Source organism: Lysobacter tyrosinilyticus (assembly GCF_054779815.1).
The window spans coordinates 455,468-479,286 of sequence record NZ_BAAGXN010000004.1; the positions used below are offsets into that span (position 1 = coordinate 455,468).

The 23,819-nt window shown below is 63.3% G+C and carries 22 protein-coding genes, 4 tRNA genes and 1 pseudogene; 15 read left to right on the forward strand and 12 right to left on the reverse strand.

Features of this window, described 5'->3' with window-relative positions:
- Window positions 1-8: 8 nt before the first annotated feature.
- The 3 genes from ACYVGK_RS12940 to ACYVGK_RS12950 all read right to left on the reverse strand — a co-directional run bounded on the left by ACYVGK_RS12940 (window position 9) and on the right by ACYVGK_RS12950 (window position 1,464).
- Window positions 9-218, reverse strand: coding sequence for a hypothetical protein (locus ACYVGK_RS12940; protein ID WP_460734297.1), 210 nt, complete (start codon window positions 216-218; stop codon window positions 9-11).
- Complete coding sequence (locus ACYVGK_RS12945) at window positions 215-1,048, reverse strand: alpha/beta hydrolase (protein WP_460734299.1); 834 nt, start codon at window positions 1,046-1,048, stop codon at window positions 215-217. The genes ACYVGK_RS12940 and ACYVGK_RS12945 overlap by 4 nt, the downstream gene beginning before the upstream one ends.
- A 101-nt stretch (window positions 1,049-1,149) precedes the next feature.
- Window positions 1,150-1,464 carry a DUF1244 domain-containing protein gene (locus ACYVGK_RS12950; protein WP_460734301.1) on the reverse strand — a complete coding sequence of 105 codons (315 nt, stop codon included), beginning with the start codon at window positions 1,462-1,464 and terminating at the stop codon, window positions 1,150-1,152.
- Window positions 1,465-1,546: 82 nt separating this feature from the next.
- Between ACYVGK_RS12950 and folD the strand changes: the two genes are divergently transcribed.
- The 4 genes from folD to tadA all read left to right on the forward strand — a co-directional run bounded on the left by folD (window position 1,547) and on the right by tadA (window position 6,277).
- On the forward strand, window positions 1,547-2,404 hold the full coding sequence (gene folD / locus ACYVGK_RS12955) for a bifunctional methylenetetrahydrofolate dehydrogenase/methenyltetrahydrofolate cyclohydrolase FolD (protein WP_460734303.1): 858 nt from the start codon (window positions 1,547-1,549) through the stop codon (window positions 2,402-2,404).
- Between the two features lie 266 nt (window positions 2,405-2,670).
- Window positions 2,671-4,128, forward strand: a complete 1,458-nt coding sequence (gene guaB, locus ACYVGK_RS12960; protein WP_460734452.1) for an IMP dehydrogenase — start codon at window positions 2,671-2,673, stop codon at window positions 4,126-4,128.
- Between the two features lie 82 nt (window positions 4,129-4,210).
- A complete protein-coding gene (gene guaA / locus ACYVGK_RS12965; RefSeq protein ID WP_460734305.1) occupies window positions 4,211-5,779 on the forward strand; it encodes a glutamine-hydrolyzing GMP synthase in 1,569 nt (522 codons plus the stop codon).
- Between the two features lie 15 nt (window positions 5,780-5,794).
- Window positions 5,795-6,277, forward strand: a complete 483-nt coding sequence (gene tadA / locus ACYVGK_RS12970) for a tRNA adenosine(34) deaminase TadA (protein WP_460734307.1) — start codon at window positions 5,795-5,797, stop codon at window positions 6,275-6,277.
- A gap of 111 nt (window positions 6,278-6,388) precedes the next feature.
- On the opposite strand, the gene ACYVGK_RS12975 is transcribed toward tadA, so the two are convergent.
- Window positions 6,389-6,847 (reverse strand): DUF2721 domain-containing protein, encoded by a 459-nt coding sequence (locus tag ACYVGK_RS12975; protein WP_460734309.1) that lies wholly within the window; start codon window positions 6,845-6,847, stop codon window positions 6,389-6,391.
- A 75-nt stretch (window positions 6,848-6,922) separates the two neighbouring features.
- Between ACYVGK_RS12975 and orn the strand changes: the two genes are divergently transcribed.
- Complete coding sequence (gene orn / locus ACYVGK_RS12980) at window positions 6,923-7,489, forward strand: oligoribonuclease (protein WP_460734311.1); 567 nt, start codon at window positions 6,923-6,925, stop codon at window positions 7,487-7,489.
- Between the two features lie 60 nt (window positions 7,490-7,549).
- On the opposite strand, the gene ACYVGK_RS12985 is transcribed toward orn, so the two are convergent.
- Both ACYVGK_RS12985 and ppsA read right to left on the reverse strand, forming a co-directional pair.
- Window positions 7,550-8,491, reverse strand: coding sequence for a mechanosensitive ion channel family protein (locus tag ACYVGK_RS12985; RefSeq protein ID WP_460734313.1), 942 nt, complete (start codon window positions 8,489-8,491; stop codon window positions 7,550-7,552).
- A gap of 10 nt (window positions 8,492-8,501) precedes the next feature.
- The gene (gene ppsA, locus ACYVGK_RS12990) at window positions 8,502-10,877 is read right to left on the reverse strand and encodes a phosphoenolpyruvate synthase (RefSeq protein ID WP_460734315.1); all 2,376 of its coding nucleotides are present in this window, start codon (window positions 10,875-10,877) and stop codon (window positions 8,502-8,504) included.
- 140 nt (window positions 10,878-11,017) lie between these two features.
- Here ppsA and ppsR point away from each other — a divergent pair, with 140 nt between their 5' ends.
- The 6 genes from ppsR (at window position 11,018) to ACYVGK_RS13020 (ending at window position 13,418) form a co-directional block, all read left to right on the forward strand.
- The gene (gene ppsR, locus ACYVGK_RS12995) at window positions 11,018-11,839 is read left to right on the forward strand and encodes a posphoenolpyruvate synthetase regulatory kinase/phosphorylase PpsR (protein WP_460734317.1); all 822 of its coding nucleotides are present in this window, start codon (window positions 11,018-11,020) and stop codon (window positions 11,837-11,839) included.
- A gap of 162 nt (window positions 11,840-12,001) precedes the next feature.
- A complete protein-coding gene (locus ACYVGK_RS13000) occupies window positions 12,002-12,514 on the forward strand; it encodes a DUF1249 domain-containing protein (protein WP_460734319.1) in 513 nt (170 codons plus the stop codon).
- A gap of 45 nt (window positions 12,515-12,559) precedes the next feature.
- Window positions 12,560-12,635, forward strand: a tRNA-Ala gene (locus ACYVGK_RS13005).
- 71 nt (window positions 12,636-12,706) lie between these two features.
- Window positions 12,707-12,782 (forward strand) — tRNA-Glu (locus tag ACYVGK_RS13010).
- A 413-nt stretch (window positions 12,783-13,195) separates the two neighbouring features.
- Window positions 13,196-13,271: transfer RNA gene (locus tag ACYVGK_RS13015), tRNA-Ala, on the forward strand.
- A gap of 71 nt (window positions 13,272-13,342) precedes the next feature.
- Window positions 13,343-13,418 (forward strand) — tRNA-Glu (locus ACYVGK_RS13020).
- A 96-nt stretch (window positions 13,419-13,514) separates the two neighbouring features.
- On the opposite strand, the gene ACYVGK_RS13025 is transcribed toward ACYVGK_RS13020, so the two are convergent.
- Entirely contained in the window at window positions 13,515-13,967 is a 453-nt protein-coding gene (locus ACYVGK_RS13025) for a thioesterase family protein (RefSeq protein WP_460734321.1), read from the reverse strand.
- A gap of 82 nt (window positions 13,968-14,049) precedes the next feature.
- Window positions 14,050-17,157, reverse strand: coding sequence for an error-prone DNA polymerase (locus ACYVGK_RS13030; RefSeq protein WP_460734323.1), 3,108 nt, complete (start codon window positions 17,155-17,157; stop codon window positions 14,050-14,052).
- On the opposite strand from ACYVGK_RS13030, the gene ACYVGK_RS13035 reads away from it, so the two are divergent.
- Both ACYVGK_RS13035 and ACYVGK_RS13040 read left to right on the forward strand, forming a co-directional pair.
- Window positions 17,156-17,287: a hypothetical protein gene (locus tag ACYVGK_RS13035; RefSeq protein ID WP_460734325.1), complete on the forward strand. Its 132-nt coding sequence runs from the start codon at window positions 17,156-17,158 to the stop codon at window positions 17,285-17,287. The two genes, ACYVGK_RS13030 and ACYVGK_RS13035, sit on opposite strands and share 2 nt — an antisense overlap.
- Before the next feature lie 41 nt (window positions 17,288-17,328).
- The gene (locus ACYVGK_RS13040) at window positions 17,329-17,511 is read left to right on the forward strand and encodes a hypothetical protein (protein ID WP_460734327.1); all 183 of its coding nucleotides are present in this window, start codon (window positions 17,329-17,331) and stop codon (window positions 17,509-17,511) included.
- On the opposite strand, the gene ACYVGK_RS13045 is transcribed toward ACYVGK_RS13040, so the two are convergent.
- Window positions 17,486-18,898 (reverse strand): Y-family DNA polymerase, encoded by a 1,413-nt coding sequence (locus tag ACYVGK_RS13045; RefSeq protein WP_460734329.1) that lies wholly within the window; start codon window positions 18,896-18,898, stop codon window positions 17,486-17,488. The genes ACYVGK_RS13040 and ACYVGK_RS13045 overlap by 26 nt on opposite strands.
- Window positions 18,899-19,102: 204 nt before the next feature.
- Window positions 19,103-19,747 (reverse strand): annotated as a pseudogene (gene imuA, locus ACYVGK_RS13050) (translesion DNA synthesis-associated protein ImuA); the annotation flags it as partial.
- 219 nt (window positions 19,748-19,966) lie between these two features.
- On the opposite strand from imuA, the gene ACYVGK_RS13055 reads away from it, so the two are divergent.
- Both ACYVGK_RS13055 and ACYVGK_RS13060 read left to right on the forward strand, forming a co-directional pair.
- Entirely contained in the window at window positions 19,967-20,755 is a 789-nt protein-coding gene (locus ACYVGK_RS13055; RefSeq protein ID WP_460734331.1) for a 4'-phosphopantetheinyl transferase family protein, read from the forward strand.
- A gap of 141 nt (window positions 20,756-20,896) precedes the next feature.
- A complete protein-coding gene (locus ACYVGK_RS13060; RefSeq protein ID WP_460734333.1) occupies window positions 20,897-22,291 on the forward strand; it encodes a TIGR03013 family XrtA/PEP-CTERM system glycosyltransferase in 1,395 nt (464 codons plus the stop codon).
- A gap of 12 nt (window positions 22,292-22,303) precedes the next feature.
- Here the strand turns inward: ACYVGK_RS13060 and ACYVGK_RS13065 are convergent, their stop codons facing one another.
- Together ACYVGK_RS13065 and ACYVGK_RS13070 are read right to left on the reverse strand one after the other, a co-directional pair.
- Entirely contained in the window at window positions 22,304-23,068 is a 765-nt protein-coding gene (locus ACYVGK_RS13065; protein ID WP_460734335.1) for a hypothetical protein, read from the reverse strand.
- Window positions 23,069-23,174: 106 nt separating this feature from the next.
- Window positions 23,175-23,591, reverse strand: a complete 417-nt coding sequence (locus tag ACYVGK_RS13070; protein ID WP_460734337.1) for a hypothetical protein — start codon at window positions 23,589-23,591, stop codon at window positions 23,175-23,177.
- Window positions 23,592-23,819 lie beyond the last annotated feature (228 nt).

Sequence of the window (23,819 nt, forward strand, 5' to 3'; positions counted from 1 at the left end):
TGCGAACTTCAGGTCACGCGGTCGGGCACGGCCGACGCAGCGGACTTGCGCCGCGGCTTCGCGCGGGGATCCAGCTGCACGTGGAGCACGGCGTTGCAGTGGATGCAGCTGTAGCTGAGGCAGCGGATATCGTCGCTGCCGGTGTTCTGGCCCATCACGCTCTCGATGCGGACATGGAACATCCGCTTGCCGCACTTCGGGCACTCGCCTTGGTTCATGACAGCCTTCTCCGGGTCGGACGGGGTGTCGATCGACGGGACTTCGCGCCTGCGGACGCACGGCGAGTATGCGCCGCAAAGAAGTTCGTGAGGGTGGTGAAAAAATCCGGTGCTTCGGTGAAATTGCCGTGATCGGCACTGGGCAATTCGAGCACCTGCGGCCGATGGGGCAGGGAATCGATCAGGCGCTGGGTATTCGCCGCCGGGATGACTGTGTCGTTGCCGGCGCGGACCACCAGGAGCGGATTGCGGTAGCGGGACAGGTTCGCTATCGAGTCGTAACGATCGCGAGCCAACAGGTGGATGGGCAGCCAGCGGTAATGCGCCTGGCCGACATGCGCCAGGGTGTCGTAGGGCGTGATCAGCGCCAGGCGGCGCACCGGGCGCCTGGCGGCGACATGAGCGGCCACGCCCGTTCCCAGGCTGCGCCCGATGACATCGACGCCGGTCCCGGGATGTCGCCTGCGTACCCGGTCAAACAGAGCCACGGCATCGCCTGCCAGGGCTTCTTCCGAAGGGATGCCCTCACTGGCGCCAAAGCCGCGATAGGCGAGGAGGTACACCGTGTGGTTGGGGAACCAGTGGGCAAAAACGTCGCGGTTGACCTGTACCGGCTCCTTGTTTCCGCCGAAATAGATCAGGGCCTGTTTCTGCCCCGGATTGACCACCCAGCCGCGCAGCCTCACCCCATTGCGTACCAGCGAGAAGTCGGTCTGCTCAACCTCCACCCGGGTGTTCTGCGGGTAATACACGAGGTCGCGCTGGCGCGCGTACATGTAGCCGCAAAGCCCCAGGTACACCAGCGTCAGTGGCATCGCGATCCAGATCATGGCCGTCGCAGCACTCGCGTTAACGAGTTCGAGTTACGAGTTCGAGCCTATCGCCGGCAATGTGATCCGGACGCATTCCCCTCGTCCTTTCGCCGATCGCTTTAGCTTTGGTTATGCAAACGCTGCGCAGCCTCGAACGCGGCCAGTTGTTCCGGCGAGGCCTCGCGTTGGTGCTTGGCCTTCCATTGCGGAAAAGGTTCGCCATAGACCGCTTCGCGCGCCTCGTCCTTGGTCATGGTGATGCCGCGTTGCTCGGCGGCATCGCGGTACCAGTCGGCCAGGCAGTTGCGGCAGAAGCCGGCCAGGATCATCAGGTCGATGTTCTGCACATCGGTACGCTCCTGGAGCAGGTGCTCGCGCAGGCGGCGGAAGACGGCGGCTTCGATCTGGGTGGTTTCGAAATCGGTATCGGACATGGAATGCCGGCAAGCGGCCGGATCGGTTGGGGGATGGGCGATAATGTGCGCCTTCGTCGCTTCGATTCCCACCGGCCCACGCATGACCGCCCGCATCCTTGACGGCAAACGCATTGCCGAAGATCTGCTCGACAACCTCAAGGCGCAGGTCGATGCCCGTGTCAAAGCCGGCAAGCCGGCGCCAGGCCTGGCGGTGGTGCTAGTGGGCAACGATCCGGCCTCGGCCGTATACGTCAAGAACAAGCGCCGCGCCGCGCAGAAGGTCGGCATCCGGGCGATCGACTACGACATGCCGGCGGACACCACCGACGAGCAGCTGCTGGCCCTGATCGATCAGCTCAATGCCGACCCCGAGGTCCACGGGATCCTGGTCCAGCTGCCGCTGCCGGGCCACCGCGACGCCACCCAGCTGATCCACCGCATCGACCCGCGCAAGGACGTTGATGGCTTCCATCCGGAGAACGTCGGCCATCTGGCCCTGCGCCAGTTCGGCCTGCGTCCGTGCACGCCGCGCGGCATCACCACACTGCTGGCCTACACCGACCGGCCGGTACGCGGCCAGAGCGCGACGATCGTGGGCGTCTCCAATCACGTCGGCCGCCCGATGGCGCTGGAGTTGCTGATCGCTGGGTGCACTGTGACCAGTTGCCACAAGTTCACCCCCAAGGACGTACTCGAGCAGTCGGTCCGCAATGCGGACATCCTTGTGGTCGCCGTCGGCAAGCCTCAGCTGATCCCGGGCGACTGGGTGAAGCCGGGCGCGGTGGTCATCGACGTGGGCATCAACCGGCTCGACGACGGGCGCCTGGTGGGCGACGTGGGCTTCGACGCCGCGGCCCAGCGCGCCAGCTGGATCACCCCGGTGCCAGGCGGGGTAGGACCGATGACTGTCGCCACGCTCATGCAGAACACGCTTGAGGCTGCCGAGGCCGCCGGTTGAGCCGCGTAAGCGCGTCGCACGAGGTTTCCCACGCGCTGCGGCGCGTTCCGGCGTCCCGTCGCGTGAAGTCTGGTCGAGGCGCGATGCAGAACACGCTGAAAGCGGCTGACGCGGCGGACAGCTGAGTAGGGCGGGGCTCGATCCGCCGCTCGGCAATGCCAATGGCGGGTTAAAACCCGCCCTACGCAACGACGCATCCCAACTTAGTGAGCGCCGAAACCCCGAAACGGGTTAGAATGACGAGCTTCATCCATCCGGGACCGCCCATGCTGCGTATCCAGGCTGAAGCGCTGACCTACGACGACGTTTCGCTCGTTCCCGCGCATTCTTCCGTCCTGCCCAAGGACGTTTCGCTCTCCACGCGTCTGACCCGCAATCTGTCCCTGCGTCTGCCGATCGTCTCGGCGGCGATGGACACGGTGTCCGAAGCCCGCCTCGCGATCGCGATGGCCCAGCTCGGCGGCATCAGCATCATCCACAAGAACATGAGCCTGGAGGCGCAGGCGGCGCAGGTCGCCCACGTCAAGAAGTTCGAAGCGGGCGTGATCAAGGAGCCGTTCACCGTCGGCCCCGAAACCACGATCGCCGAAGTGCTCAAGCTCACCCGCGCCCGCAACATCTCCGGCGTGCCGGTGGTGGAGAACGGCCAGCTGATGGGCATCGTCACCAGCCGCGACATGCGCTTCGAAAAGAAGCTGGACGATCCGGTCCGCCACATCATGACCAAGAAGGATCGCCTCATCACCGTGCGCGAAGGCGCGTCGGACGAGGAAGTGCTGCAGCTGCTGCACAAGCACCGCATCGAGAAGGTGCTGGTGGTCAATGACGGCTTCGAGTTGCGCGGCCTGATCACGGTCAAGGACATCCAGAAGAAGTCCGACAACCCCAACGCCGCCTACGACAGCAGCGAACGCCTGCTGGTCGGCGCCGCAGTGGGCGTCGGCGGTGACACCGAAGCGCGCATCGCGGCACTCGCCGCCGCCGGCGTGGACGTGGTGGTGGTCGACACCGCGCACGGTCACTCGCAAGGCGTGCTAGATCGCGTGCAGTGGGTGAAGAAGAACTTCCCGCAGCTGCAAGTCATCGGCGGCAACATTGTCACCGGCGATGCCGCACTGGCACTGATGGATCACGGCGCAGATGCGGTGAAGGTCGGCGTCGGCCCGGGTTCGATCTGCACCACGCGCATCGTCGCGGGCGTCGGCGTGCCGCAGGTCACCGCGGTCGACATGGTTGCCGAAGCGCTGCAGGACCGCATTCCGCTGATCGCGGACGGTGGCATCCGCTACTCCGGCGACATCGGCAAGGCCATCGTGGCCGGAGCTTCCACCGTGATGATCGGCGGCCTGTTCGCCGGCACCGAGGAAGCTCCGGGCGAAGTCGAGCTGTTCCAGGGCCGCAGTTACAAGAGCTATCGCGGCATGGGTTCGCTGGGCGCGATGGAGCAGGGTTCGAAGGATCGCTACTTCCAGGATGCTTCCGACGCCGACAAGCTCGTGCCTGAAGGCATCGAGGGCCGCGTCCCGTACCGCGGTCCGCTGCGTGGCGTAGTCCACCAGCTCGCCGGCGGCCTACGCGCGACGATGGGTTACGTCGGTTGCGCGACGATCGAGGAAATGCGCAAGAAGCCGAGCTTCGTGCGCGTGACCAGCGCCGGCACGCGCGAGAGCCACGTGCACGACGTGCAGATCACCAAGGAACCGCCGAACTATCGCGCGGGTTGAATGTGAGCGAAGAAGGGAGACGTCAGTTTCCCTTCTTTGTTTTTGAGTCTCCGTTTTTCCATTTCCGTAGATCGCCGCCCCCATGACGACGAACATCCATAACGACAAGATCCTGATCCTCGACTTCGGCGCGCAGTACACCCAGCTGATCGCCCGCCGTATCCGCGAAATCGGCGTGTACTGCGAAGTCTGGGCCTGGGACCACGACCCGGCCGAAATCGCCAAGTTCGGCGCCAAGGGCATCATCCTGTCGGGTGGCCCCGAATCGACCACGGAGTTCGGGGCGCCAAAGGCGCCGCAGGAAGTCTTCGATTCCGGCCTGCCGATCCTCGGCATCTGCTACGGCATGCAGACGCTCGCTGCGCAGCTCGGTGGCGCTACCGAAGCCGCCGACGCACGCGAATTCGGTCACGCCGAAGTCGAACTCGTCGCGCACGACGCGCTGCTGGGTGGCCTGAGCGACCACGATGGCGAGCCGCGCATCGACGTATGGATGAGCCACGGCGACCATGTCGCCAAGGCGCCGCCGGGCTGGACGATCACCGCCGTCACCGACCGCATCCCCGTGGCCGCGATGGCATTGGAAGATAAGCGTTGGTACGGCGTGCAGTTCCATCCGGAAGTGACGCATACCAAGCAGGGACAGCAGTTGCTGCGTCGTTTCGTCGCCGAAATCTGCGGCTGCCAGACGCTGTGGAACGCCGCGAACATCATCGAAGACCAGATCGCCCGCGTGCGCGAGCAGGTCGGCGATGATGAGGTAATCCTCGGCCTCTCCGGCGGCGTGGATTCGTCCGTCGTCGCGGCGCTGCTGCACAAGGCCATCGGCACGCAGCTCACCTGCGTCTTCGTCGACACCGGCCTGCTGCGCTGGAACGAGGGCGACCAGGTGATGGCGATGTTCGCCGAGCACATGGGCGTCAAGGTCATCCGCGTCAATGCGGCCGACCGCTATTTCGACAAGCTCAAGGGCGTCAACGACCCGGAAGCCAAGCGCAAAATCATCGGCAACCTCTTCATCGAGATCTTCGACGAGGAATCGGCCAAGCTCGCCAATGCCAAGTGGCTGGCGCAGGGCACGATCTACCCGGACGTGATCGAGTCGGCCGGCAGCAAGACCGGCAAGGCACATGTGATCAAGAGCCACCACAACGTCGGTGGCCTGCCGGAGAACATGAAGCTCAAGCTGGTCGAGCCGCTGCGCGAGCTGTTCAAGGACGAAGTGCGTCGTCTCGGCGTCGAACTCGGCCTGCCACGTGAGATGGTCTATCGCCATCCGTTCCCGGGTCCGGGCCTGGGCGTGCGCATCCTCGGCGAAGTGAAGCGCGAGCACGCCGAACTGCTGGCCAAGGCCGATCACATCTTCATCGACGAACTGCGCAAGGCCGGCTGGTACGACAAGACCAGTCAGGCATTCGCGGTGTTCCTGCCGGTGAAGTCGGTAGGCGTGGTCGGCGACGCGCGCGCCTACGAGTGGGTGATCGCGCTGCGTGCGGTCGAAACCATCGACTTCATGACCGCGCACTGGGCGCATCTGCCGTATGACCTGCTCGGCACGGTGTCGAACCGCATCATCAACGAGCTGCGTGGCGTGTCGCGCGTGGTCTACGACATCAGCGGCAAGCCGCCGGCGACGATCGAGTGGGAATGATCCGGAGTCGCTTGCGTGACAGCCGAACCGCGTAACGACGAATACTGGATGCGCCATGCTCTCGAGCTGGCGCATCGCGCCCAGCACGAGGACGACGAGATCCCGGTGGGTGCGGTCCTCGTCTCGGCGGAAGGCGAAATCCTAGGCGAAGGCTGGAACCGCAACATCACCGAAAGCGACCCGACCGCCCATGCCGAAGTCGTGGCGATGCGCGCAGCGGGTGTGAGGCTGGGCAACCATCGCCTGTTGGGCAGCACGCTCTACGTGACGCTCGAGCCGTGTGCGATGTGCGCCATGGCGATGGTGCATGCGCGCGTCAGTCGCGTCGTCTACGGTGCAAGCGACCCGAAGACCGGTGCGGCTGGCAGCGTATTCGATCTGCTGACCGATCCGCGCCACAATCATCGGGTGGAAGTGCAGGGTGGGGTGCTCGCAGAAGAAGCGAGTACGCGGCTCACCAACTACTTCCGCGCCAAGCGCGGCAAGCCGCCGATGTAAACCAATTCCGGTTTGGTTTTGTAGAGCGGAGCTTGCTCCGCTGCCCTTGCGGCGCGAAAAGCGCACTGCGCAGGCGCAGCGCTACAAATGCAGCAGCCGTCCAAACCGCGATCAGCTCCGCTTTCGCGACAGTTCCTGATCCAGTTCGTCGTCGAAACTGCGCACCGATAGACTGACCTCGCTCCCCATCGCCAGACTGGCAAGCAGCAGGAAGCTCACACCGATGATGGCCAATACGGTCGGCATCACGCCCAACCGGAATCCCAGGAAAGCATCGATTGCCAACGCCAGGCTGGTGCCGACAAAGGCGCCCAGCCCAGCGTAGAGAAGTTGGCAGGCGCGCAGCACCAGGTAGGCACGTTGCCGGTGTCTACGGATCTGCAGATCGCGATAGGCGCGGTCGGGGGCCTCTTCCTCCCACGCGACGATGAGCGAACGTAGCCGGTCCACGACGCGCGCCAGCCGCGCGTTGGCCGATACCAGCAGGGAGCCGGTAGCCGCCATCAGCAAGGCGGGCGCAAGCATCGCGGTGAGGATGGCGTAGTGGCCAGGCGAACCGGGATCGAGCATGAGCGGGTTGATCGTGAAGCGGCGGTCACCGCGTGCTGGGCTATGATGCGCCGTCCCGACGAACAGTGCGAGCGCATGGCAGCCCAACCGCAGAAGGAACAACGCCTGATCTGGATCGATCTCGAGATGACCGGGCTCGATACCGACAACGACTCCATTCTGGAAATCGCCACCGTCGTCACCGACGCGCAGCTCGAGATCCTCGCCGAAGGCCCTGAGTTCGCCATTACCCACCCGCTCGAACGACTCGAAGGGATGGACGAATGGAACCGCAACCAGCATCGCAAGTCCGGGCTATGGCAGCGCGTGCTGGAGCACGGCGTCACGATGGAAGAAGCCGAGCAGCGCACGCTCGATTTCCTCGCGCAATGGGTGCCGGCCAATTGTTCGCCGATCTGTGGCAACTCGATCTGTCAGGATCGCCGCTTCCTGCATCGCTGCATGCCGCGGCTGGAAAAGTACTTCCACTACCGCAACCTCGACGTCAGCACGATCAAGGAGCTCGCGCGCCGCTGGGCGCCGGACGTGCTCAATGGAGTCCGCAAGGACGCCAAGCACACTGCACTGAGCGACATCCACGATTCGATCGCGGAGCTGCGGCATTACCGAGTGTTTATGGGCAAGCTCGGCGGTCAGGTCTGAGTCAATAGATGTCGTCGTGTAGTTGCGCGACGACAGCGTGCTGACGGTGCAGCTTTCAGATCAACCGTTGGTCGGGATCTGACCGGCAGGTGCAGACGGCGCCTTGGTGCTGTCGATAGCGGTGTTGTTCAGCAGCTCGCCCAACGCACGCCCATCCATCCCATGATGGAACACGCGTACGTCGCGCGTTGATGTGGGCAGTCCCACGCCCAGTTCAATCATGCCGTTACGGATGGCTTCGGTCAGCTCGCTGCGGGCCTGCTGGACGTCGGCGGTGCGAACCCAGGCGCGCAATTCCAGATTCAAGCGATTGTCGGCCGCGAGACCAGTGGCGATCAGCACCGGTTCCGGTTCCTGCAGTACCTTCGAATGCGTCTTGGCGATCTCGACCAGACGAGAGCGCGTGGCAGCCAGGTCTTCGGCGTGACCGATGCTGGCCGCGACATCGATGCGACGCTTCATGGTCGCAGTGAAGTTGGTGATCGCCGCGGCCGTGATCAGGCTGTTGGGCACGATCACCACGCGGTTGTCCGGCGTGCGCAGTCGCGTCTGGAAAATCCGGACTTGTTCGACCGTACCTTCGAGGCCGGCCGCGAGGATGTAGTCGCCCGCCCGAAACGGGCGCTGCACGATCAGCTGGAAGCCTGAAGCAAGGTTGGACAGCGAGTCCTTGAGCGCAAGACCGATACCCAGGCCGGCGGCGCCAAGTACCGCGAGGAGCGAGGCGGGGGTATATCCCAGCGCCTGCAACGCGGCGAGGATCACGATCACCACCATCGCCGCATAGGCGATGTTGCGCAGGAAGCCACGCAGCGTGGCCTCCGTATGCGTGCGCTCCAGCACCCGATCCAGGGCGCGGGACAGGCGCTTGGCCAGCCACAGACCGATCAGCAGGATCAGCACCGAACCCAGCAGGCGCAGGCCGTAGACCTCGGCCAACGCCCGCCAGTGTTCCAGCGAGTGCAGTTCCTTCAGCGAAATCGTGGTGCTGGCCTGGTCCATGGCGTAGCGATCAGGCCGCAGCCTTCACCTTGGCCAGACGCAGCCAGGTGTCGACGACGGTGTCCGGATTCAACGACACCGATTCGATTCCCTGCTCCATCAGCCACTCGGCGAGGTCCGGATGATCGCTCGGACCCTGGCCGCAGATGCCGACGTACTTGCCCTTGGCGCGCGCGGCCTGGATGGCCATCGACAGCAGCTTCTTCACCGCCGGATTGCGTTCGTCGAACAGGTTGGCAACGATCGCCGAGTCGCGGTCGAGACCGAGCGTCAGCTGGGTCAGGTCGTTCGAACCGATCGAGAAGCCGTCGAAGATGTCGAGGAACTCGTCCGCGAGCAGCGCGTTCGACGGCACTTCGCACATCATGATGACCTTGAGGCCGTTTTCGCCCTTCTTGAGGCCATTGGCTTCCAGCACTTCGATGACCTTGCGGCCTTCTTCCAGCGTGCGCACGAACGGGATCATGACCCAGCAGTTGGTCAGGCCCATTTGTTCGCGCACCTTCTTCACCGCGCGGCATTCCAGCGCGAAGGCTTCGGCGAAGCTCGGATCGATGTAGCGGCTCGCGCCGCGGAAACCGATCATCGGGTTCTCTTCGTGCGGCTCATAACGTGAGCCGCCGATCAGGTTGGCGTATTCGTTCGACTTGAAGTCGGACAGGCGCACGATCACCGGATTTGGCGCGACCGAGGCGGTGATGGTGGCGATGCCTTCGGCGAGACGGTCCACGTAGAAGTCGACCGGGCTGCCATAGCCCGCGATCTTGGCGTCGATCTTCTTCTTGGTTTCGGCGTCCTGCGACGCGTATTCCAGCAGCGCCTTGGGATGCACACCGATGTGGCTGGCGATGATCATTTCCAGACGTGCCAGGCCGATGCCGGCATTGGGCAGCATCGCGAAATCGAAAGCGCGTTCCGGGTTGGCGACGTTCATCATCACCTTGAGCGGCGCCTCCGGCATCTTGTCGAGATCGGCGACGTTACGCTCGAAGGGCAGGGCGCCTGCGTAGATGTAGCCAGTGTCGCCTTCGGCGCAGGAGATGGTGACTTCCTGGCCGTCCTTGATGGTGTCGAGCGCGTTGCCGGTGCCGACGACAGCAGGAACGCCCAGTTCGCGCGCGATGATCGCGGCGTGGCAGGTGCGGCCGCCGCGGTTGGTCACGATCGCGGCGGAGCGCTTCATCACCGGTTCCCAGTCCGGGTCGGTCATGTCGGCGACCAGCACGTCGCCGGGCTGCACGCGGGCCATGTCATCGAGCGAACGCACGACGCGAGCGACGCCGCTGCCGATCTTGTTGCCGATGGCGCGGCCTTCGGCGATCACGTCACCGCGCTTGAGCAGCGCATAGCGCTCGATCTGCGTGGCATGCGCGCGCGACTTCACCGTTTCCGGACGCGCCTGCACGATGAAGAGCTTGCCGCTGACGCCGTCCTTCGCCCACTCGATGTCCATCGGGCGGCCGTAGTGCTTTTCGATCACTAGGGCCTGCTTGGCGAGTTCGTGCACGTCAGCATCGTTGATCGAGAAGGTGTTGCGCAGCTCGGTCGGCGTTTCTTCGGTCCTAACGCGCTCGCCGGGCTTGTCCGAGTAGACCATGCGCAGCTGCTTGGCGCCGATCGAGCGACGCAGGATCGCCGGCTTGCCCTGTTGCAGAGTGGGCTTGTAGACGTAGAACTCGTCCGGATTCACCGCGCCCTGTACGACCATCTCGCCCAGACCGAAGCTGGAGGTAATGAAGACGACGTCGCGGAAGCCGGACTCGGTGTCCAGCGTGAACAGCACACCGGACGAGCCGACGTTGGAGCGAACCATCAGCTGCACGCCCGCCGAGAGGAACACGTCTTCGTGCTTGAAGCCGTGGTGGACGCGGTACGCGATGGCGCGATCGTTGTAGAGCGATGCGAAGACTTCCTTGACCTTGTGCACGACGTCGTCGGCACCGGTGACGTTGAGGAAGGTTTCCTGCTGGCCGGCGAACGAGGCGTCGGGCAGGTCTTCGGCAGTGGCGGACGAACGCACAGCGACGGCGACGTCGGAACCGCCGTTCTCGTCGCACAGCTGCTTGTAAGCCTTGCGGATGTCGGCATCCAGCTCAGGCTGCAGCGGCGCCTCGATTACCCAGCCGCGGATTTCCTTGCCGGCGGCGGTGAGGGCGGGCACGTCCTCGACGTCCAGGGTCGCCAGCTTGTCGTAAATGCGCTGGTGCAGGTCGTTGTGGGCGATGAAGTCCTTGAAGGCTTCTGACGTGGTCGCGAAACCGCCCGGGACAGAGACGCCCAGATTGGCCAGATTGCCGATCATCTCGCCGAGTGAGGAGTTCTTACCGCCCACGCGGGCCAGGTCGGACAGGCGAAGCGCGTGCAGCCAGAGGATGTTCTCGTTCAAGACGGGGGCTCCGTGGGGGTAAGGGCCGGAGGCGGCGGCCGTAGATGTGAAAGGTCGCTATTATCGCCGCTGCGACGCCCCCGGACAAACTTGCCGGGGTGTGATTTCTAGCAATGACCAAGCCCTTGACGAGGTAAGCGATGCCTGGAGTGCGGCCGGTTTTCTATGTGTCCGACGGCACGGGCATCACCGCCGAGACGATCGGTCACAGCCTGCTGACACAGTTCACCCAGACCCAGTTCGTCACCGATCGCTATCCCTTCGTGGGCACGGTCGAGCGCGCCCAGGAATTGGCGGCGAAGATCAGGGCCTCTGGCGAGATGCACGGCGTGCGCCCGGTGGTGATCAATTCATGCATGGACAGCAACGTCGGCGCGGCGTTGGCCGAGAGCGGGGCGTTGATGCTCGACGTCTTTGCGCCCTTCATCGAGCCACTGGAGCGGGAATTGGGCGAGGTGCGGGAGCGTCGCATCGGCCAGGCCCATGGCCTGGTCAATTTCGAGACCTATCACCGCCGCATCAACGCGATGAACTTCGCGCTGACCCATGACGATGGTGCTGCCACCGACTATGCCGGTTCCGACGTGATCCTGGTGGCCGTGTCGCGTGCCGGCAAGACGCCGACCTGCGTGTACCTGGCGCTGCATTACGGCATCCGCGCGGCGAACTATCCCTTGACCGAGGAGGATCTCGAGCACGACCGCCTGCCGGCTCGTTTGCGCCCCTATCGCAGCAAGCTGTTCGGCCTGACCATCGATCCGGTCCGTTTGCAGCAGATTCGCCAGGAGCGTCGTCCGAATTCCCGCTATGCCCAGTTCGACACCTGCAAGCGGGAGGTCGCGGCGGCAGAAATGATGTTTAGGGGTGAGGGGATTCCGACCCTTAGTACGACGCATACGTCGATCGAGGAAATCGCCAGCAAGGTGCTGACGACACTTGGCATCCATCGGGAGATGTTCTGAACCCGACGTACTGAACGAGATGCCCTGAACAGGGCGTTCAGGAGCCCATGTCGCTGAAGCCGCGGAAAGTGGATTTTTCGCGGGAAGAACTGTGACCTTAGGCGCGTTCAACTTGTGCGTCAACGCTGCCGCCGCGAGGGTTGCGCGTGTAGCATCGGGTCCATGCAGCAACTCATTGCCCGTACCACGCACACCGACACCCTGGGTCGCCTGCGGCTCGGCAAGTTCGGCTGGCTGATGGCGCTGTACGCCGAGAACCACGCGCGACTGCAGCGTCTGTTCGAACCCGCCGACCTCGCGCCGGGCCGTTACGTCTCGGATATTGGCGATAGCCTGCCTTTGCAGCTGGATGTGATGGAGCAGCATCGCTATACGACCGAACTGCGCCTGACCTACAGCATGCTCGACCCGGTGACCGGTGAGCCCGATCCTTCGGCCTATCTTCGCGTCTATCACGATGCCCGCCAGGTCGAGGCCACGCACTGTTATGTGGGCCGCCGCTGGCAGGACGTGATCGGAATGTATCCGCCGCCGGCGGAAGTGATCGGACATCGGCTGCGGATGAACACCTTCCTCGGCAAATGGCTCCAATACCTGGCCGAGAGCGGCCATGGAGTCGCCACCCTGCGTCCGATTGGGCAGGAAATTGGTCCGGAAATCGAAAAGGTGGCTTGACGCCCCTTAATGGGCCCTCTAAACTTTTCGTCTTTCCAGCGCCGTGGGGCCATAGCTCAGCTGGGAGAGCGCCTGCATGGCATGCAGGAGGTCGCCGGTTCGATCCCGGCTGGCTCCACCACTTGGTACAAGTTTCAAAAACAGGCCGGCTTTCAGCGAAGAACATTTCGATGAAAGCAAAAGTTTTACAGCGTCCCCATCGTCTAGAGGCCTAGGACATTACCCTTTCACGGTAGCGACCGGGGTTCGAATCCCCGTGGGGACGCCACTCTTCAAGCATTCAGGGCTCGGGAAACCGGGCCCTGAGTGTTTTTGCATCCGATGATTTGTAGAGCGGAGCTTGCTCCGCTGATTTTTCTTTCTTGTCGACGGGAAAAGCAGCGGAGCAAGCTCCGCTCTACAAAGACTGCGGCTGGTGCGCGAATGCGTGGTCAAGCGTCCCTGCAGTGGCGTCAGATTCTCCAGAGAAGAAGCGATCACGTGTGGGCGCAATCCACGCATTCGATATTACGCAACTGAAGTTTGGCGAGGTGTTGTCGCGCTACAGTGTTGCCATGCTGGCTCGCTCGCAGCTTGTCGAAAGCGCAGTGCGAGTTTAGGTGTGAGTCTTTCGACTCATCAGCAAAAAGATGTTTGCAGCGCGCGTCTTTTACTTTAGACTTGCGCGCTTTCCAGCGCCGTGGGGCCATAGCTCAGCTGGGAGAGCGCCTGCATGGCATGCAGGAGGTCGCCGGTTCGATCCCGGCTGGCTCCACCACTTGGTACAAGTTTCAAAAACAGGCCGGCTTTCAGCGAAGAACATTTCGATGAAAGCAAAAGTTTTACAGCGTCCCCATCGTCTAGAGGCCTAGGACATTACCCTTTCACGGTAGCGACCGGGGTTCGAATCCCCGTGGGGACGCCACTCTTCAAGCATTCAGGGCTCGGGAAACCGGGCCCTGAGTGTTTTTGTGCGTCCGGATTCGATCAATGCGCGCTTTCGCTTCTGCGCAAAGGCCTGTCATGCGCGCGCCTTGATGCTCGAGGGCAGCGCGACAAAGTCTTCCGTGCGTTCAAGCGAGTTCATCGCTGCAAATAGCGCGGGCGGTGGTGCGATCAACCTGCGCTCGTTCAAGTCCAGCCATCCGCCGGCACTGGTTACCCGTGCAGCCAGTTTTCCATCCGGTCGAAAGATTTCGTGACGCAGCAGGAAGCGGCTTCCGTCCTCCGCATGGCCAGCGAGCGCATAGGTCACGACGATCTGTTGCTGTAGCCCGACTTCCTTGAAGTATTCGAGCTCATCTTTCATGACGACTGGCCCGACTCTCAGCCGGGAGAACTCCTCCATCGGGAAGCCATGTTCCATCAGGAACATCTGTCGGACGTCGGCCGCCTTGTCCAGGTAGGCGGTATTTCTCATGTGCGAGTTGAAGTCCATGTCGCCCCAGCCGGCGTAGAGGGTCTTCGAGTACATGTGATCGCTCCCATGAAACTTCCGGCTCCAGACTACCGGGATTCGTGGACGCCTTCTCAGCCATCGCCAGTGCGTCCATCGTTTAGTGGAAATCGCGGGAACTCGTATTCAGTCCCGACAGCAACGAGGTCAGGTTATGCAGGCGTGTGGCGATCAGGTGCTGTACGCCGTCGGCATGTTCGATCCGTCCCTCGATGGCCATCAGCCTCGATTCAAGAAATTCGCGACGTTGCCGTTCGGCGACGTGCTGCCAGACCACGGCATTGACCAGGCCGTCTTCATCCTCGAGCGTGATGAAGGTGACGCCGCTCGCGGTCTGTGGCCGCTGGCGCATGGTGACCAAGCCGGCAAAGCTGACCCGCTGGCCATGCTTCATCTCGCGCACTTCCGAAGAACGCTTGAAGCGGCGCGCCCGCAATTGCGCACGCAGGAAGCTCAAGGGATGCCGCCCGAGCGTGAGCCCGGTCATCGCATAGTCGGTGCGGACATCTTCGGCTGGGCTGGGTAGTGGCAGGGAAATCGAAGGCTCCGCAATCGCACCCAGCGGATCAAGCAGCGGCATCTGCGCTTCCACACCAGCGGCCGCCCAGCGCGCCTTGTGCCGATGTCCGGCCAGTCCACGCAATGCGGCGGCATCAGCGAGGATGCCGCGCAGGCGTTGATCAAGATCCGCGCGCAGGCACAGATCGGTCACGTCGCGGAAGGCCTGCCGGGCACGTGCGGCTTCGATGCGCAATGCCGCGTCTTCGCGGAAACCGTTGACCATGCGCAATCCGAGCCGCAAGGCCGGTTGCGCACCTGAATCAGATGCGCGGGATTCCAGCGTGCAATTCCAATGGCTGTAACGCACATCGACCGGCCGCACTTCGATGCCATGTCGTCGCGCGTCCTGCACGATCTGGCTCGGCGAATAGAAGCCCATCGGTTGCGAGTTGATCAACGCAGCCGCGAATGCCGCCGGTTCGTGCCGTTTGAGCCAACTGCTGGCATAGGCGAGCAGGGCAAAGCTGGCAGCGTGAGATTCCGGGAATCCATAGCTGCCGAATCCCTTGATCTGCTCGAAGATGCGTTCGGCGAAATCCAGCGCATAGCCGTTCTTCAGCATGCCGCTGATGATTCGCTGGCGATGGCCCTGCATGTCGCCATAGCGCTTCCATGCCGCCATGGAACGACGCAGCTGGTCGGCTTCCCCCGGCGTGTAGCCCGCGGCATCGACCGCGAGCTGCATCACCTGTTCCTGGAATAGCGGCACACCCAAAGTGCGCTCGAAGATGTGCCGGAGTTTCTCCGATGGATAAGTCACCGGTTCTTCGCCATTGCGGCGGCGCAGATAGGGATGAACCATGTCGCCCTGAATCGGGCCGGGACGCACGATCGCGACCTGGATCACCAGGTCGTAGAACCTTTTCGGTTTCAGTCGCGGCAGCATAGCCATCTGCGCGCGCGATTCGATCTGGAACACACCAATGGTGTCGGCGGCCTGGATCATTTCGTAGGTCTTCTCGTCCTCTCGCGGAACGCGATCCAGGTCGAGATCGCGACGTCCGCTCTCGCGCAGCAGTTCGAACGTCTTGCGGATGCAGGTGAGCATGCCCAGCGCGAGACAGTCGACCTTCAGCAGTTTCAGTACGTCGAGATCGTCCTTGTCCCACTGCAACACGGTGCGATCGTCCATCGCCGCATTCTCGATCGGACCGATCATCGAGAGCGGCGATTCGGAGATGACGAAGCCGCCCGGATGTTGCGACAAGTGCCTGGGGAAGCCGAGCAACTGGTCGGTCAAGGCGATCACTCGCCGCATCACCGGCGAGTCCGGATCGAAGCCGTGCTCACGCAGGAATTCCGCTGGCGGCACTTCCTCACCCCAACGGTCCATGGTCTTGGCGAGTTCCTCGATCTGGTCCATGGGCAGGCCGAGTGCCTTGGCCACGTCGCGTACCGCGCTGCGTCCGCGATAACGCGTGGCCACAGCCGTCAGCGCCGCGCGCTCGCGGCCGTAGCGGTTGAAGACGTACTGCATGACTTCTTCGCGGCGCTCGTGCTCGAAGTCGACGTCGATGTCTGGCGGCTCGTCTCGTTCCTCGGAAACGAAGCGTTCGAACAGCAGTTCCATTTCGCCCGGCTGCAGCTCGGTAATGCCCAGCGCGTAACAGACGGCCGAATTGGCTGCAGAGCCACGTCCCTGGCAGAGAATTTCCCTGCTGCGGGCAAAGCGCACGATGTCGTGCACCGTGAGGAAATACGATTCGTATTGCTTCGTCGCGATGATCCGCAGCTCCTTGCGGATCAACTCGACGGCTTTGCTTCGTTGCGGAGCGTCCGAGTGCTTCTTCTGCCAGCGCTCGCGAATTCCTATCACTGTCAGGCGGCGCAACCAGCTCCGGGGCGTGTGGCCGGGCGGGACCAGTTCGTGTGGATACTGATATCGCAGCTGGCGCAGGCTGAAATGGCAGCGTTGTGCGATCCGCACCGATTCGGCGAGCAGCTGTTCGGGATAGATCGCCGATAGCGCCTGGCGCGTGCGCAGATGGCGTTCGCCATTGGGGAAGAGGGCGTGGCCCGCTTCAGCCAGCGTGCGATGCAAGCGGATGGCGGTCATCGTGTCCTGCAGGGCGCGGCGATTGCGCACATGCATGTGGACGTCGCCGCTGGCGACGGCGGGAATGTCCAGCTCCAGAGCCAGTTGCTGCAGCGAATGCAGGCGACTGACGTCGTCCGGACCGCGATGCAGTTGGATGGCCAGCCAGGTGCGCTGCGGAAACTTGGTCTTGATCCAACGAGCTTCATCCGAAGCAGGTTTGTCGCCAGGGATCCACAGCACCAGCAACCCTTCGTTCATGCCTTCGAAGTCCTCCGGCAGCGAGCGATAGGAGCCTTTTTCCGCGCGCCGTCGCGCCAGCGTTATCAGTTGGCATAGGCGCTGGTAACCCGCGAGGGTTTCGGCCAGCAGCACCAGTTTTGGGCCGTCTTCGATGCGGAATTCGCTGCCGACGATCAGCTTGAGATCGATGGCTTCCGCGGCTTCCAGTGCACGGACGATGCCGGCCAGACTGCATTCGTCGGTGATGGCGAGCGCGGCATAGCCCTGTTGCTTGGCTCGCTCGAACAGTTCGCGGGAATTCGAAGCGCCGCGCTGGAAGCTGAAGTTCGACAGGCAATGGAGCTCCGCGTAAGCGGGGAGGGAGGTCATGGCGCCCTCGCTGGCCGTTGCCCTTGTTGCTGTTGTTTTTGCTGTCTTTGTTTTTTCTGTCTTTGCCTTTGCTCGTCATCCCGGCGCAAGCCGGGATCCATTTTGCTTTTGTCGTTGTTTTTTCTTTTAAAGGCCAAGGCAAAGTCAAAATGGATCCCGGCTTGCGCCGGGATGACGACAAAAGCCAAGCCCAAGCCCAAGCCCAAGCCCAAGCCCAAGCCCAAGCCCAAGCCCAAGCCCAAGCCCAAGCCCAAGCCCAAGCCCAAGCCCAAGCCCAAGCCCAAGCCCAAGCCCAAGCCCAAGCCCAAGCCCAAGCCCAAGCAACCGCTCATGCGAACCACCCATGCAGCATGAACGGCCCCGCCTGCTCGCCAGCGCTACGGAACCCCCACGCACGTTGCCCCTGCGTGGTTTCGATCAGGTAGTAATCGCGGCGGACTTCGTCGTCGTCCCACCAGCCCGACTCGATGCGCTCGGGGCCGGCGAGCACACGCTGGACCCGGTCGCGCAGGGGCATCGGTTGCGGCAACAGCCAGCCTGGGCGGAGCAAGGACGGCGCAACGGCCGTTTTGGGCAGCGGCTTCCCGCCGGTGACGACGTGCTCGGGGCGATGATCGGGCCACCAGCCGATTTCCTGGACCGCGTCATCGCCCAGGCGAGCCCGCAGGCGCTCGCGCAGCTGCGTCCATGGCACGGCCTGCTGCGGACGCGGATCGAACAGGTCGCGTTCGGCGGGGACGAAAGCGGGAAGTTCGCGCGCGACCAATTGCATGCCGCGCACCGGCGCGGGTACCTGCGCCTGCTCGATGCGGCCTCGCGCGAGTTCGAACAACATTGCCGGTTCGCGTTCGGCGGCCAGCAGGCCGACTTCGACTTCGCTGTGCGTGATGTATTCGTGTTCCAGCACGACGGTAAAGCGTTGCACGCCACCATCGCGGCCAGCCAGAAAGGCGGCAAGATCCGCCGTGAGCCGGCGCAGCGGGAACAGCAGGGCCTGGCTGGATTCGACTTCGTGTTCGAACTCGATGCGGCCTTCGAACACGTCCGGCGGCTGATACCACGTCAGCGGCGCATCGGCGCCACGCAAGCGGTCGAGATGTTGCAGCACCTCGCGCGGGAAACGCCGGTTCAACGTATCCCGGGGCAGGGCGAACACCTGCCGCAGCTTGCGCAGGCCCATGCGCGACAGCGAATGCGCGACTTCCGGTGGCAAGCCGGCGCGTTCCACCGGCAATTGTCCCAAGGCGTTGATCAGCGCGTTTTCACCCACGCCCAGGCCGTCATGCACGTTGGCCAGGACGCGGGCAGCGTGGGGATTCGGCGCGGCGACAAGGCGATGACGGAAGCCGAGCGCGCGCAGCTCTTCGCGCAACTGCGCTTCCAGGCGCGGCCAGGGTCCGAACAACTGCAGGCTGTGGCCGACTTCGAGCACGATGGCGTGTGGAAGGTCGGTGCTGACCTGCGAACTGAAGCGGTAGGCCCAGGCGGCCAGCAGCTGGCGCCAGCGTTCGTCGTCGCGTGGATCGTACTCGGCCATGGCGAAGCTGCCGCCCAGCGCCTGCGCAGCGGCAAGCGGCATCCCCGGACGCAATCCCAATGCACGTGCCGCCGGATTGATGGCGTGCAGCACGCGGCGCTGCGCAGGGCCGCTGATCAATGCGAGCGGCGCGTCTGGATCAGGATGGCGACGCAGAATGCCGTCGATCGCCAGTTGCGGGAGGAGCAGGCAGGCCCAGCGCATGGTTCAGGCCCCGATGCCCGCTCTGTCCGGCGCGCTTTGCGCGAGTTCCAGAGGAAGGAGCGGACTGATGCCCGCAGGCCGCGGAGGCCGGATGGAAGGCAGTGCGGACGGCTTGCTGATGAGCGGCGCACGAATCGAAACCGGTGCATCGCACTGTAGCGCGGGCAACGGAAGAAGCGACTCGGGATGTCCCTGCGTCGGGAAAGGAATCGCCCGTACCGGCGGATTGCCACCGCGGCACTTCAGTACGCGCAGTTGCCGCGGCGAGGCATCGACTGCGATGCGCAATGCCGCCGGAGACGGGTTCAATGCAGCCTTCATCGGCCGGAAAGCGAAGCCCAGTGCCTGTCCGGTTTCGGCCGCCACCTGCAATCGTCGCAAGGCGCGATCGTCGGCCTGCAGCGGCCAGCACAGCACGGCATCGCAGGCACCGGAGCGGAGGCACTGTTCGGCCGCCCACAGCGCATCACGTGGCGTCTTTGTCCGGATGACCTGCAGCGCGCCGAGCCTGACTCCAGCGGCTTGCCAGGCCGGCGGATACGGGTGGTAGGGCGGTGCGATCAACGCGATGACGCCGTCCTTGGGCTGGCTCAGACGGGAGAGGGTTGGCCACAGCAACTGGAGTTCGCCAACACCGTCGGCGGACAGCAGCAATTCGCTCAGCGCCGCAGCGGGCCAGCCGCGTGTGGGCAGGAGGGCATCCAGACTGGGCCAGCCCGTGGGTTGTTCCAGCGCAGGAGCCGTAGCCGCGGATTGTCCGCGCCAGATCCGTCGCTGGGAAATAAGCCCATCCAGCAGAGGATCGGAGGCCGCCGCCGCATTCCCGCCAAGCGCTGTCACCGTGCCCATGGCGTGTCTCGGGTAGCTAGGCGGAAGGGGCGGGACTGCATATTAGCAATATTACTAATAATGCGGTCTCAAAGGTTAAGACTTTCAACTTCAATAGGTTACTTGCCCAACTTAAAGCGCCTTGGCGAACAGGTGCGGATTGTCCGTTCCGCCGCCGTCCCCTCGTTCCTAACTAGACAGTGATGAGGATGGCGCCGGCGGCGTCCATGGGCAGGCCGGATGCTGCAGACCAATACCAATCAGGGCATCGCGTCGCAATGGCGACGCGTCCTGCTGCGCGAAGCCTTCGAAAGCGCGTTGCCTGCTCCCGAATGGCTCGCGCAACCAGCCATCAGCGTGCATGTCGCCCTGTTCGATCTTCACGATTGGTGGCCCTGGTTGCCCGATGCGTACGCGCTGCTGGACATGGGGGAACTGAGGCGCGTGCATGGCCGGCGCCTCACCGTGGATCGGGACCAGCTTGCGCTCGGTTATTCGCTGCATCGCATGCTGCTGGCAAAGGTCCTGGGTCGCGATGCCTCGGAAGTCGCGATTGGCCGCGACATGAAAGGCTGCCCGCGTCTGTCGGGCAGCTCCCTGTCCACGAGCTTGAGCCATGCCGACCATTGCGTTGCGGTGGCCGTTGCGACGGAAGGTCCGGTCGGTGTGGACATCGAATTGACCGAGCATGCACCGGTGGTTCCGGAAATCGCCGGCCGGATATGCCATTCGTCCGACACCGGAATCGTCGCCTTGCCCGGATTGGCACGAAATGAAGCGCTGCTTGCACTGTGGGTACGCAAGCAGGCCTATCTGAAAGCGGCTGGGATAGGCCCCCAACGCGAGACGCCCACCTTTGCTGCCGTGGATGGGGCATTGGTTGCCCTGCCATGGGGCGGATCGGTCAGGGTGCAGATGCTCGATGCCGATCATCCATGGACGGTCGCCGTGGCGTCCGCACCCCAGCTGCCTGTGCTCAGCGCGCAACTACGTCCATACGCCACTGCGCTTGGATCCGAACACGACTGAATCCTGGCCACGCCTTAGCGGCCGGGACATTGCATCCATCGCGTTCTCATCAGAGAGCCAGCTCGTTTGGATCGAAGCCCTTTACTCCCGAATACGGACAGGACGGAGCATGCGATATGACCCATTGCAGCAGGAGAGGCCGTGAGTATCGCTCTAGCCAGTCGTAAGAGTCGCGCACTACTCCTGCTATGGTTGGCCGAGCTCGCACTCCTGATGCTCGCGGTGCTTCTGGCGGCATGGTTGCGTTTCCTTCGCGATCCCGCAGGCTTCGCGCAATTCTTCGAATCGGCGCCGTCGCGCGCCGTCGTATTCGCAGTTTTCATCACGGTGTCGATGGTGGCCTTCGGGCTGTACCAGGTACACGTGCGGCACAACCGCATGGAGTTTCTTGTCCGCTTGTTGCTGTCGTTTGCGTTCGCGGGCGTCGCGTTGCTGGTGCTCTATTACCTGGTTCCCGTGACCTACATCGGTCGTGGCGTGCTCGCCATGGCACTCACCCTGGGATTGATCGGGCTGGCTGGATTACGACTCGTCGTCGATCGGCTGTTCAAGACGGATGTATTCCGACGCCGCGTCTTGATACTGGGTGCCGGCAACAACGCGGATCTCATCAATAGCCGGTTGCGTCGCAACGCCGACCGGCGATCGTTCATCGTGGTGGGGTTCCTGGCGATTCCGGGCCAACCGGTGCAAGTGCCGGAAAAGCTCCTGCTGAGTACCGACTTCTCATTGTCCGAAATCACCGAGTGGTTGCAGGTCTACGAAATCGTGGTTGCTCCGGACGAGCGTCGCGGTGCGCTACCGATGGAGGAAATGCTCAAGTGCGCACAGCGCGGAGTCACCATCACCGACCTTTCCACCTTCTTCGAACGTGAAGCCGGAATGGTGAAGCTGAGCGTTGCGGACCCCTCCTGGCTGGCGTTTTCGGGTGGGTTCGATCATTCGGTTCCGCGCCGCCTCAGTAAACGCTTCTTCGATCTGGTCGCCGCAAGCTCACTGTTGCTGGTCGCTTGGCCGTTCATGCTGATCGTGGCCGCATGCATCGCCCTCGAGTCTCGCGGGCCGATCCTGTATCGCCAGGAGCGCATCGGCGAGGATGGCTGTACTTTCAAACTGATCAAGTTCCGCAGCATGCGCGTGGACGCCGAATCGGACGGTGTCGCTCGCTGGGCCAGCCAGAACGACGATCGCACGACGCGCGTCGGACGCATCATCCGTCTCTCACGCCTCGATGAGCTGCCGCAATTGTTCAACATCCTGCGCGGCGACATGAGCTTCGTCGGGCCGCGTCCGGAGCGTCCGCAGTTCGTCGATCTGCTCAGCAAGGAAGTTCGTTACTACAACGTCCGCCACTGCGTGAAGCCAGGCCTGACCGGCTGGGCGCAACTGCGCTATCCCTATGGCGCGTCAGTGCAGGATGCCGAGGAAAAGCTGACGTTCGACCTGTTCTACGTCAAGAACCACGGCCTCGTATTCGACCTGATGATCCTGCTGCAGACAGTCGAGGTCGTGCTGTTCCATCGCGGTTCGCGTTGACGAACCCAGCCCTCAGGGAGAGTGCGGCGAAGGTTGGCCAGCGGGATGAACGGCGAATGCCTCTTCCACCGCGGCGCCTTCGAAATGGATCTGCACATCTCCGAAGCGTCGGGAAAGATGGCGGAGCAGGGAGTGGATGAGAATGATCACGCCCGCCATTTCCATGCCTTCTTCCAACGCCACGGACAGATGGAAGGCGATCGTCCGATAGGAATGCTCTTCGCGCCACCAGCCTTCGAAGAGTTCTACACCCACCGCGCCACCCAGATAGATCGCGCCAGAGACGACAAACGCAATCATCGACCGGCGCGGCAGTCGTCGCAGGAAGGGCAGGAAGTACACGCCAAGCACAGCGACCAGTACCAGGGCCGGAAGGACCCATGCGAAGTGCAGGATTCCCAGGTGTCCGCCGCCCAGAAGGTGTTGCATGGGCCCGATCAAGCGTTCGTGGAAGGCGAGGTTTTCATCTACGGCCATGACCGCGAAGCCCATCGCCAGGATCTGCCACTGGCGAAAATCCCTGGATCCGCCCACGCGTTCGACCATGGCGACGAAGGCGAACAGCGCGGAAGCCGCAACCAGAAGGAAGGTGGAGAACAGGGATGGGAGGCTTTGCTCCTTGTCCAGGCTCAACCATGCGAATCCACTGACGTACTCGCGGTGCGAGAGGATCCAATACGACGACATGGCGATGTGGATTGCCACGAACAGCGCGGCGGCCAGGGCCAGCGGTCGTGTCACGGTCCACGGGTTGAGCGAGACTTTCTGGATATCCATTGCCCCAATCTCGATGCCGCGACCATTCGCGTGGGTCGTTGGGGAAAACGGGGAGGCCGGCCCATCTCGGTCAGCTTGATGCTTCCTCCACATTTCGTAACAGGAGCTATCTGAGCCACTCTCCAGAGGCGACCGCAACCAGGATGAAGAGGACCACCAGCAACGCCATCGCGACCCAGAACGCGATGCGCAACGGCGGCGGCGCCTGGTCGTCGGAGGGTGAAGCGCTGTAACTGGTCGGAACATGCTGCACGCTGCCGCGATGCATCGAGGCAGTCGTACCCACATGCCCGTGTGGGGCTGCACCCGGCAGGCGCCCATAGCGGCGATGGAAGCGGGTGGCGCTCGTGTACAGCCAGATGAGGTCGCGCAGGACGGCTACAGATTCGGGCGACTGCACGCCGCCATTGCGATGCGGCTGCAGTTCAGAGATCCGCCTGCGATAGGCGAGCTGAAGCTCTGCAAGCGTGCAGTTGGGCTTCAAGTCGAGTTCTGAATAGAGCAGCGTCAAGTCGGGTTTCATGGCACGGCTCTCCATATCCCTATCGTAACGCGCGATTCGGCCGTGAAAAGCCCGAAGCGGAATCTCAGTGGGATGGCCGCATGAGCGTGCCCAGGACGTTTCCCACGATATCAGCGCGATCTGCATGGCCGCCCCTCGGGCCCGTGGATGATGCCCAGGGGACACGAGTGGGCAGCACAAAGGGCCGATTCACGCCTGGAGGTGCGAAACACGGGGATTGGGAAGAGG

Bases quoted from the DNA above. Each gene is read 5' to 3' on its own strand.
- ACYVGK_RS12975 (WP_460734309.1), bottom strand. From the start codon at position 6,847: ATGCTCGATCCCGGTTCGCCTGGCCACTACGCCATCCTCACCGCGATG.
- ACYVGK_RS12985 (WP_460734313.1), bottom strand. From the start codon at position 8,491: ATGGACCAGGCCAGCACCACGATTTCGCTGAAGGAACTGCACTCGCTG.
- orn (WP_460734311.1), top strand. From the start codon at position 6,923: ATGGCAGCCCAACCGCAGAAGGAACAACGCCTGATCTGGATCGATCTC.
- ACYVGK_RS13070 (WP_460734337.1), bottom strand. From the start codon at position 23,591: ATGAAACCCGACTTGACGCTGCTCTATTCAGAACTCGACTTGAAGCCC.
- guaA (WP_460734305.1), top strand. From the start codon at position 4,211: ATGACGACGAACATCCATAACGACAAGATCCTGATCCTCGACTTCGGC.
- ACYVGK_RS13045 (WP_460734329.1), bottom strand. From the start codon at position 18,898: ATGCGCTGGGCCTGCCTGCTCCTCCCGCAACTGGCGATCGACGGCATT.
- ACYVGK_RS12945 (WP_460734299.1), bottom strand. From the start codon at position 1,048: ATGATCTGGATCGCGATGCCACTGACGCTGGTGTACCTGGGGCTTTGC.
- ACYVGK_RS13030 (WP_460734323.1), bottom strand. From the start codon at position 17,157: ATGACCTCCCTCCCCGCTTACGCGGAGCTCCATTGCCTGTCGAACTTC.
- ACYVGK_RS13000 (WP_460734319.1), top strand. From the start codon at position 12,002: ATGCAGCAACTCATTGCCCGTACCACGCACACCGACACCCTGGGTCGC.
- folD (WP_460734303.1), top strand. From the start codon at position 1,547: ATGACCGCCCGCATCCTTGACGGCAAACGCATTGCCGAAGATCTGCTC.
- ACYVGK_RS12940 (WP_460734297.1), bottom strand. From the start codon at position 218: ATGAACCAAGGCGAGTGCCCGAAGTGCGGCAAGCGGATGTTCCATGTC.
- guaB (WP_460734452.1), top strand. From the start codon at position 2,671: ATGCTGCGTATCCAGGCTGAAGCGCTGACCTACGACGACGTTTCGCTC.
- ppsR (WP_460734317.1), top strand. From the start codon at position 11,018: ATGCCTGGAGTGCGGCCGGTTTTCTATGTGTCCGACGGCACGGGCATC.
- ACYVGK_RS13065 (WP_460734335.1), bottom strand. From the start codon at position 23,068: ATGGATATCCAGAAAGTCTCGCTCAACCCGTGGACCGTGACACGACCG.
- ACYVGK_RS13035 (WP_460734325.1), top strand. From the start codon at position 17,156: ATGGCGCCCTCGCTGGCCGTTGCCCTTGTTGCTGTTGTTTTTGCTGTC.
- ACYVGK_RS13040 (WP_460734327.1), top strand. From the start codon at position 17,329: ATGACGACAAAAGCCAAGCCCAAGCCCAAGCCCAAGCCCAAGCCCAAG.
- ACYVGK_RS13025 (WP_460734321.1), bottom strand. From the start codon at position 13,967: ATGTACTCGAAGACCCTCTACGCCGGCTGGGGCGACATGGACTTCAAC.
- ACYVGK_RS13055 (WP_460734331.1), top strand. From the start codon at position 19,967: ATGCTGCAGACCAATACCAATCAGGGCATCGCGTCGCAATGGCGACGC.
- ACYVGK_RS12950 (WP_460734301.1), bottom strand. From the start codon at position 1,464: ATGTCCGATACCGATTTCGAAACCACCCAGATCGAAGCCGCCGTCTTC.